The organism is Streptomyces sp. E11-3, from assembly GCF_046540415.1.
In the GTDB taxonomy this organism is placed as follows: Bacteria; Actinomycetota; Actinomycetes; order Streptomycetales; family Streptomycetaceae; genus Streptomyces.
The window spans coordinates 3187531-3194387 of the sequence record NZ_JAZGRL010000001.1 but is presented as its reverse complement, the minus strand read 5'-3'; the positions used below and the strand labels follow the sequence as shown (position 1 = coordinate 3194387).

Genomic DNA, 6857 nt, shown 5'->3' with positions numbered 1-6857 from the left:
CCGTCGGTGCGCTGGCCGGGGATGGCGAGCGGGCGGGTGCGGCCCGGGCCGGCGGGGATGGGGAACTCGGAGGTCTGGGAGCCGCCCGTGTCCTCGTGCGGCGCGCTCTCCTGCTGGGTCTGGTGGGCCTGTTGGATCTGGTGGGGCTGCTGGGTTTGCTGTGCTTGTTGGTCCTGCTCGTACCACTCGTCGTACGGGGGTTCCGGGGCGTACGCGCGCTCGTAGCCCGGCTGCTGGGCGGCGGTGACGGTGGCGGGCACGGGCGCGGGCGCGGGCTGCGGTGTCGCGAACCAGGGGCTCTCGTGTGTGGCGGGCAGCGGCGCCTCCTCCTGTGCCGAGGGCTGCTGCTGTACGTGGCTGTCGTCGGGCCGCTCGCCCGCTGCGGGTGGGGCGAGCTCCGCGTGCTGCGCCTGCTCCACAGCCCGCGAGGGCTGCGCGGCGGGCGCGAGTACCGGCGGGTCGATACCCGCCGCGGCCAGCCCGCCAGGCGCGGTCTGCGACAGCGGCACCCCGAAGCGGGCCAGCCGCAGCGGCATCAGCGCGTGCGGTCTGCGACAGCGGCACCCCGAAGCGGGCCAGCCGCAGCGGCATCAGCGCGTCGATGGGGGCCTTACGGCGCCAGGCGCGGCCGTAGCGGGAGCGCAGCCGGGCCTGGTAGACCAGACGTTCCTGCTCCAGCTTGATGACCTCGTCGTAACTGCGCAGCTCCCACAGCTTCATCCGGCGCCACAGGAGGAAGGTGGGCAGCGGGGAGAGCAGCCAGCGGGTGAACCGTACGCCCTCCATGTGCTTGTCGGCCGTGATGTCGGCGATCCGGCCCACCGCGTGCCGGGCGGCCTCGACGCAGACCACGAACAGCACCGGGATCACCGAGTGCATCCCCACGCCCAGCGGGTCGGGCCAGGCCGCCGCGCCGTTGAAGGCGATGGTGGCCGCCGTCAGCAGCCAGGCGGTCTGCCGCAGAAGCGGGAACGGGATGCGTATCCACGTCAGCAGCAGGTCGAGGGCCAGCAGGACGCAGATGCCCGCGTCGATGCCTATCGGGAAGACCAGGGCGAAGGTGCCGAAGCCCTTCTTCTCGGCGAGGTCGCGCACCGCCGCGTACGAACCCGCGAAACCGATCCCCGCGATGACGACCGCTCCCGCGACCACCACCCCGATCAACATCCGGTGCGTGCGTGTCAGGCGCAGTGGCGCGGCCACCCCTGATCCCCCTCTGTTCGGCTGTTCTGTCCGGTGCCCGGTCACCTCCGTGACCGGGCACGCGACGTGCGTGCGGCCGACCTTACTGGTCGTCCTTCGCGGCGTCCTTCTCGTCGTCCGCGTCGGCCTTCGCCGTGGGCTCCGCGGAGGACTTGTCCGTGTCCTTGTCTTCGGCCTTGCTGTCTTCGGTCTTGCTGTCTTCGGTCTTGCCGTCTTCAGCCTTGGAGTCTTCAGCCTTGGCGTCTTCGTTCTTGCTCGCGTCGTCGGCGGCGGCGGCCTCGTTCGCGGTGATGATGGCGGCGGCCACCTCCTCCGCGGCGGACGTCGCGTCCTTGGCCATGTCGGCGGCGTCCGGCGACTTGGCTCCGGCGAGACCGGCACCGCTGTAGTCGAGTACCAGGATCGCGTTCTCGACTCGGGCGACGATCCGCTGGTCCTTGAAGTCGCCCTCCTTCTTCTTCTTGTCGAAGGTGACCAGGACGGCCTCGTTGCCCACGCCCTTCAGCGGCTTGGACTTGAGGTTCTTCGCCTCGCCCCCGGCCTCCGGCTCGGCGGCCTTCTTGGCCAGCTGGGCCTTGGCCTGGTCCTCGCCGCTGCCGACCGTCTGGTTGGAGTCGAAGCGCTGCAGCGAGACCGCCAGCCAGCGGTACTGCGAGCCCTTGGTGCCCTTGGTGTCCAGGCCGTTCCAGCTGCAGCTCGCGCGGTTGTTGATGTTGTCCGACTTGGCGACCTTGCCCGACTTCTTCTCGGCCTCGGGCACCAGTGCGTCGATCGTCTTGCCGGAGAGCGTCTCGCAGACCTCGGGCAGCTTGTCGAACGCCGCCTTCTTCACGGTCGCGGGCTTGTCGCCGGCGCCGGAGTCCGGCGCCGCGGACGACTGCGTACCCGTGTCCTTCTTGTCGCTCCCACTGCCGCCGTCGCCGGAGTCCGAGGAGCAGCCCGACGCGGCCAGGATCACCGGTACGGCTGCGCAGGCGGCGAGTATGCGGGTGATTCGCGGTGCTGATCGGTGCATGGTTCCTTCACTCATCGGTCGTCCGGTCGGGGGTGCGCCCAGCGCCACGGTACGCGCAAGGCGTGGGCGTCGTGAGGGCTGTGTGAGAGTGCCCGGCGGGGGCGGCGGTGGGTGCAGGGCCGGGCGTCAGTCGAACGTCCCGGCCAGGCTTCCGGCCAGTTTCCGCGCCCTGTCCTGCAGTTCCTTGCTGTCCGGCTCGGAGGTTCCACGGGTCGGCTGCTCGTCGTACTCGATGGTCACCAGGACGTTCGACGTGCGGAACACCACAGTGACGGTACGGAGCCGGGCCGCCGAACCGGTCACGGTGAGCCGGTCGTCGAGGAAGGCCTGGTCGGCCAGGTCGTCCAGGGTGCGGGGTTCGAGGCCGGTCGGGCTGGGCGTGCTGTCGGCCTCGGGGTCGTTGCTGGAGTCGGCGTCCGCGTCCGCGTCGGCCTCGGGGTCGGTGTCTGCGTCTGCGTCTGTGTCTGCGTCGCCTGAGGGGGAGTCGGAGGCGTCGTCGGACGGGGCGTCGCTCGCGTCGCCCTCGCCTTCGCCCGCGCCTTCACCCTCGTCGTCGCCCTTGTCGCTCGCGTCGCCGCTCGGCTCGTCGCTGCCCGTCGCGCCGGGTGAGGGGAGGTCCGCAGCCTCCTCCTTCGCCTCGTACAGGTCCTCGGCCCGCTCGTCGTCGCTCACCTCGTCGTCGTACGACGCGACCCGCTCGAAGTCGACATGGAGATGCCGTACGGCGTCCGACGACTCGAACTTCCAGCGGCAGCCCACCCGGCGATCGGTGTCGTACGTGACGGTCGGCGTACCCTCGTACACCGTCTGCCGCCGCTCGTCGGGCAGCTCCTCAAGGCCGGGCAGCAGCGTGTCGAGGGTTCCCCGGTCGATGGCTCGGCACGGGTCGGGAAGCGTCTGGTGCCTGCCGGACGAGGCGGTCGACGTCGCCGCGCCGGAGTCGCCCCCCTTGGAGTCATCGGTCGCCGCGCCGTCCCCCGAGCCGCTGGTGCAGCCCACGAGCAGCGCCGCGAGGAGCGCCGCTGCGCTCGGTACGTACCCCCTACGCTGCACGGTCCGGCTCCCTTCGGTTCGAAAAAGTCAGTTGCCGCCCGATGGCGGTCGATGGACACAATGTGTATCGCACGCGCTGCCGTGGATGCCGGTCCGCTGTCTCTTTTGCTGGCCTGGGCACCGGTTTTTGCGTTTTCAGACTTTTCGGGGGAATGAGGAAGATATGTCGTACGTAGAGGTGTCGGGGGCGCAGGTACCGATCCGGATGTGGACCGATCCGGCGTCGGTCGAGGAGGGTGCGCTGCAGCAGCTGCGGAACGTCGCGACGCTGCCGTGGATCAAGGGCCTCGCCGTGATGCCGGACGTCCACTATGGCAAGGGGGCGACGGTCGGTTCGGTGATCGCCATGCAGGACGCGGTGTGTCCTGCGGCGGTCGGTGTTGACATCGGCTGCGGGATGTCGGCCGTGAAGACCTCGCTGACCGCGAACGACCTGCCCGGGGACCTGTCGCGGCTGCGCACGAAGATCGAGCAGGCGATTCCGGTCGGCCGGGGGATGCATGACTCGCCGGTTGACCCGGGGCGGCTGCACGGGTTCCCGACGGCCAGGTGGGACGACTTCTGGGCGCGGTTCGACGGGATCGCGGAGGCGGTCAAGTTCCGTCAGGAGCGGGCCACGAAGCAGGTGGGAACGCTCGGGAGCGGAAACCACTTCATCGAGTTCTGCCTCGACGAGTCGGGGTCGGTCTGGCTGATGCTGCACTCCGGGTCCCGGAACATCGGCAAGGAGCTGGCCGAGTACCACATCGGGGTGGCCCAGAAGCTGCCGCACAACCAGGGCCTGATCGACCGCGACCTGGCGGTCTTCGTCGCTCAGACCCCGCAGATGGCGGCGTACCGGAACGACCTGTTCTGGGCGCAGGAGTACGCGAAGTACAACCGCGCCATCATGATGGCGCTCTTCCGTGACGTGGTCCGCAAGGAGTTCAAGAAGGCCAAGGTGACCTTCGAGCCGGAGATCTCCGCCCACCACAACTACGTGGCGGAGGAGCGGTACGAGGGCATGGACCTGCTGGTCACCCGGAAGGGTGCGATCCGGGCGGGCTCCGGGGAGTACGGGATCATCCCGGGCTCGATGGGGACCGGCTCGTACATCGTGAAGGGGCTCGGGAACGAGAAGTCCTTCAACTCGGCCTCGCACGGTGCCGGTCGGCGGATGAGCCGGAACGCCGCGAAGCGCCGGTTCTCGACACAGGACCTGGAGGAGCAGACGCGGGGCGTGGAGTGCCGTAAGGACTCCGGTGTCGTGGACGAGATCCCCGGTGCGTACAAGCCGATCGAGAAGGTGATGGACCAGCAGCGGGACCTGGTGGAGGTCGTGGCCAAGCTGAAGCAGGTCGTCTGCGTCAAGGGCTGACGTGGATCGCGGGGATCACTCGGCGTGGGTGACCGCGTAGATCATGATGAACGCGATGATGTGGATGCCGAAGAGGAAGTAGGCGAGGTACCACCACACCAGACGCTCGTTCTTCTTCTCCTGGGCCAGGTGCCGCTGCTCGCGGTCGTGCTGGTCCTGGGTGTCGTGCTGGTTCTGGGTCTCGGCCTGGTTCTGGGTCTCGGCCTGGTTCTGGTCCTCGGCTGCGTCGGGCATGGGGTCAGAGCTCCCTGTGGACCTTCGAGTTGGAGGCCTGGGCGCGGGGCCGTACCACCAGCAGGTCGATGTTGACGTGGCTGGGCCGGGTGACGGCCCAGGTCACGGTCTCGGCGACATCGTCCGCGGTCAGCGGCTCGGCGACCCCCTCGTACACCTTCGCGGCCTTCTCCTCGTCGCCGCGGAAGCGCGTGGTGGCGAACTCCTCGGTCCTGACCATGCCGGGGGCGACCTCGATGACCCGGACCGGCTGTCCGACGATCTCCAGACGGAGGGTCTCGGCGAGGACGCGGGCGCCGTTCTTGGCGGCGACATACCCGGCGCCGCCCTCGTAGGTGGAGTGGCCCGCGGTGGAGGAGAGGACGACGACCGTGCCGTCGCCGCTCGCGGTGAGGGCGGGGAGCAGGGCCTGGGTGAGGTTGAGCGTGCCGATGACGTTCACCTCGTACATCTGGCGCCAGTCGGCGGGGTCGGCGGTGGCGACGGGGTCGGCGCCGAGTGCGCCGCCCGCGTTGTTGACCAGGACGCCGATGGTGCGGAAGGCGGTGGCGAACTCGTCGACGGCGGCGCGGTCGGTGACGTCGAGGGCGTAGGCCGTGGCCTGGTGGCCCGCGGCGTTGATCTCCTCGGCGAGTGCCTCGATGCGGTCCTTGCGGCGCGCGGTGAGCACGACCCGGTATCCGGCGGCCGCCAGCTGCCGTGCGGTGGCGGCACCGATGCCGCTGCTCGCACCGGTGACTACGGCGATGCGGGAGGCGCTGGCGACGGCGGTCATGGGTGCTCCTCGTGCGTACGTGCGAACGTTGCGGTGTCAGCCAGGATAGGCGGGGTGGCCGGTGATTCGTCCGGGAAGGCCGTATAGCGGATGTCGTGGGCGCCGTGGATGCCGTGGGCTTAGCGGGAGCCGTGGGGTTAGCGGGAGCCGTGGGCTTAGCGGGAGCCGTGGGGTTAGCGGGAGCCGTCGGCTCAGCGCGTGCCGCGGGCTCAGCGGGCGCGTGGTGCGTACATGATGACTGCCATCCCGGCCAGGCAGATCAGTGCTCCGGCCACATCCCAGCGGTCCGGCCGGTAGCCGTCGGCGACCATGCCCCAGGCGATCGACCCGGCGACGAAGATCCCGCCGTACGCGGCGAGGACGCGGCCGAACTCGGCGTCCGGCTGGAGCGTGACCACCAGGCCGTAGGCGCCGAGCGCCAGGACGCCGGTGCCGATCCAGATCCAGCCGCGATGTTCCCGTACGCCCTGCCAGACGAGCCAGGCGCCGCCGATCTCCAGGAGTCCGGCGAGGGTGAAGAGTGCGACAGAGCGGGTGACCAGCATGGTCAACAGCTTGGCACGGGCTCATCAGGACGCGCCGAACTGGGCTGCGGACACGGCTAATTGTGCTTTATCGATATCTTGCGTCTGTATCTGGATGAATCTGCGCAAAGGGGAATCGGGTGCGAGTGCGGATGAGGGCGCGGACGAGGGTGTGGATGAGGCGAGCGGGTGTGGTGGCGGCCGGGGCCGCTGCTGTGGCGCTGGCCGGGACGGTTCCGGCGGGGGCCGTCGCGCCGGAGGCGGATGTGTCGTACCACGGCTTCGCCGCTCTGGGGGAGGGGCGGCTCGGGGTCTGGCTGGTTCCGGCGAACCACGGGCCCGCGGATGTGTCCGACGCGACCGTGCGGCTGCGCTACTCGGTGGCACTCGCGCCCCGGCAGGAGCTGCCGGACGGCTGTCTGCGGTCGGCGCGGCGGGTGGTGCTGTGCGGCACCGGGGAACTGAAAGCCGGGGAGCGGGGCGAGAAGGTCGCGGTCGTGGTGCGGCTGGCCGGGGCGCCGTCCCAGGCGACCGTGCGGATCGACACGGTGTGGAGCGGTGCTGCGGCGGACCGCAACCCGGACAACGACCGGCATCAGGTGCTGGCGCTGGACACGGGGGATTCCTACGTTTTTTGACACCCTTCCGCCTGCGACGCCTGCGACGTCTGCGTGAGGTGGCGGTTCGGGGCCTGGT

The 6857-nt window shown here is 70.0% G+C and carries 7 protein-coding genes and 1 pseudogene; 2 read left to right on the top strand and 6 right to left on the bottom strand.

Features of this window, described 5'->3' with window-relative positions:
* From U9R90_RS14520 to U9R90_RS14510, 3 genes and pseudogenes are all read right to left on the bottom strand, one after another.
* Positions 1–1167 (bottom strand): annotated as a pseudogene (locus tag U9R90_RS14520) (DUF2637 domain-containing protein); the annotation flags it as partial.
* A gap of 118 nt (positions 1168–1285) precedes the next feature.
* Positions 1286–2218, bottom strand: a complete 933-nt coding sequence (locus tag U9R90_RS14515) for a DUF3558 domain-containing protein (protein ID WP_411056849.1) — start codon at positions 2216–2218, stop codon at positions 1286–1288.
* Between the two features lie 126 nt (positions 2219–2344).
* Positions 2345–3271: a DUF3558 domain-containing protein gene (locus U9R90_RS14510; RefSeq protein ID WP_411056848.1), complete on the bottom strand. Its 927-nt coding sequence runs from the start codon at positions 3269–3271 to the stop codon at positions 2345–2347.
* 163 nt (positions 3272–3434) lie between these two features.
* Between U9R90_RS14510 and U9R90_RS14505 the strand changes: the two genes are divergently transcribed.
* Entirely contained in the window at positions 3435–4628 is a 1194-nt protein-coding gene (locus U9R90_RS14505) for an RtcB family protein (protein WP_411056847.1), read from the top strand.
* A 15-nt stretch (positions 4629–4643) separates the two neighbouring features.
* Here U9R90_RS14505 and U9R90_RS14500 read toward each other — a convergent pair whose 3' ends face one another.
* The 3 genes from U9R90_RS14500 to U9R90_RS14490 all read right to left on the bottom strand — a co-directional run bounded on the left by U9R90_RS14500 (position 4644) and on the right by U9R90_RS14490 (position 6182).
* Entirely contained in the window at positions 4644–4862 is a 219-nt protein-coding gene (locus U9R90_RS14500; RefSeq protein ID WP_411056846.1) for a hypothetical protein, read from the bottom strand.
* Positions 4863–4866: 4 nt separating this feature from the next.
* Positions 4867–5637, bottom strand: coding sequence for an SDR family NAD(P)-dependent oxidoreductase (locus U9R90_RS14495; protein ID WP_411056845.1), 771 nt, complete (start codon positions 5635–5637; stop codon positions 4867–4869).
* A gap of 209 nt (positions 5638–5846) precedes the next feature.
* On the bottom strand, positions 5847–6182 hold the full coding sequence (locus U9R90_RS14490; RefSeq protein ID WP_411056844.1) for a YnfA family protein: 336 nt from the start codon (positions 6180–6182) through the stop codon (positions 5847–5849).
* A gap of 155 nt (positions 6183–6337) precedes the next feature.
* Between U9R90_RS14490 and U9R90_RS14485 the strand changes: the two genes are divergently transcribed.
* Positions 6338–6799 (top strand): hypothetical protein, encoded by a 462-nt coding sequence (locus U9R90_RS14485; RefSeq protein ID WP_411056843.1) that lies wholly within the window; start codon positions 6338–6340, stop codon positions 6797–6799.
* The last annotated feature ends 58 nt before the right edge of the window (positions 6800–6857 follow it).

Bases quoted from the DNA above. Each gene is read 5' to 3' on its own strand.
- U9R90_RS14495 (WP_411056845.1), bottom strand. From the start codon at position 5,637: ATGACCGCCGTCGCCAGCGCCTCCCGCATCGCCGTAGTCACCGGTGCG.
- U9R90_RS14490 (WP_411056844.1), bottom strand. From the start codon at position 6,182: ATGCTGGTCACCCGCTCTGTCGCACTCTTCACCCTCGCCGGACTCCTG.
- U9R90_RS14500 (WP_411056846.1), bottom strand. From the start codon at position 4,862: ATGCCCGACGCAGCCGAGGACCAGAACCAGGCCGAGACCCAGAACCAG.
- U9R90_RS14505 (WP_411056847.1), top strand. From the start codon at position 3,435: ATGTCGTACGTAGAGGTGTCGGGGGCGCAGGTACCGATCCGGATGTGG.
- U9R90_RS14515 (WP_411056849.1), bottom strand. From the start codon at position 2,218: ATGCACCGATCAGCACCGCGAATCACCCGCATACTCGCCGCCTGCGCA.
- U9R90_RS14485 (WP_411056843.1), top strand. From the start codon at position 6,338: ATGAGGCGAGCGGGTGTGGTGGCGGCCGGGGCCGCTGCTGTGGCGCTG.